The 917-nt window shown below is 69.9% G+C and carries 2 protein-coding genes; both read right to left on the bottom strand.

Annotated elements, in window-relative coordinates; genetic code table 11:
• Positions 1–391: 391 nt before the first annotated feature.
• The gene (locus ACSNOC_RS27795) at positions 392–544 is read right to left on the bottom strand and encodes a hypothetical protein (protein WP_436750338.1); all 153 of its coding nucleotides are present in this window, start codon (positions 542–544) and stop codon (positions 392–394) included.
• Positions 537–917: hypothetical protein (locus ACSNOC_RS27800; RefSeq protein WP_436750339.1), on the bottom strand; the 381-nt coding region annotated here is incomplete at its 5' end. The genes ACSNOC_RS27800 and ACSNOC_RS27795, both read right to left, overlap by 8 nt.

Genomic DNA, 917 nt, shown 5'->3' on the forward strand with positions numbered 1-917 from the left:
GGGTGGTCCCCGCGCACGCGGGGATGGTCCCGGGCCACCGTGGTAGCTGGCGACAAGCAGTGGGTGGTCCCTGCGCATGCGGGGCGTGCTGCGGCCACGCGCAGCGTGGCCGCAGGTGGGGCAGGTGCCATCTATGAGGTGCGGTGTGGTCGGGTGGCGATGGTGGGTTGGGGTTGTTGGCGTTCTGTCCACAGTACGGTGGTTGCCTGCATGGTGAATGTCTCTCCGGTGCTGAATACGAGGCACTTTCCGCTCTGCGGCAGGGTGGTCATGTTCTCCACGGTGTAGATGTGGCCGCCGATCAGGAGTCTGTCGCCACGGCGGATTGTCGAGGTGTCCACTTCTCTTGGGACCCACACTGCGGTGACGGGCTCCCGGGCTCCGCGCGGCTTCACTCGTCGGTCTCCATCGGTTCCGGCCGCTGGGGGCACTGGTGGGTGGGGAGGTGTACCAGCGTCTTGCAGGTACGGCACATGCCCATCTCGCCGGCGGGGACGGTCAGGTGGAACGGCGTTCCCTTCGGCCACTGGATCTGGTCAGGCACAGCCACCGCCTCCGAGCGGGGTCCGCTTCAGGGCCTGCCGGAGGCGGTCGGGGTCCGTGAGGCATGTCGGCCCGGGCGGCACGAGCCACTTGGTGCCAGGGCCTTGCTGCCACTGGGCGGGTGGGACCGGGATGACGTCCCCGAGTGCGGGCACGATGACGCCGAGTGCGACGGCGTCCCATCCGCCGGCGGTCCCTGTGGGCACGAGCCATGTGTAGAGGCTCGCGGCCTGGTCGTGGATGACGGCCGACGAGTAGGCGAGGCGGGTGAGGACATGCCGTGCGCGGTAGTCGGGCACGCGGACGGCGTCCCACCAGCGCCCGCACGGCAAGGTCCGCACGCCCTGCTCCGCCGTGGGCAGCCAGTGCGGTAC

It is taken from the genome of Streptomyces sp. URMC 129 (assembly GCF_051386415.1).
Taxonomy (GTDB): domain Bacteria; phylum Actinomycetota; class Actinomycetes; order Streptomycetales; family Streptomycetaceae; genus Streptomyces.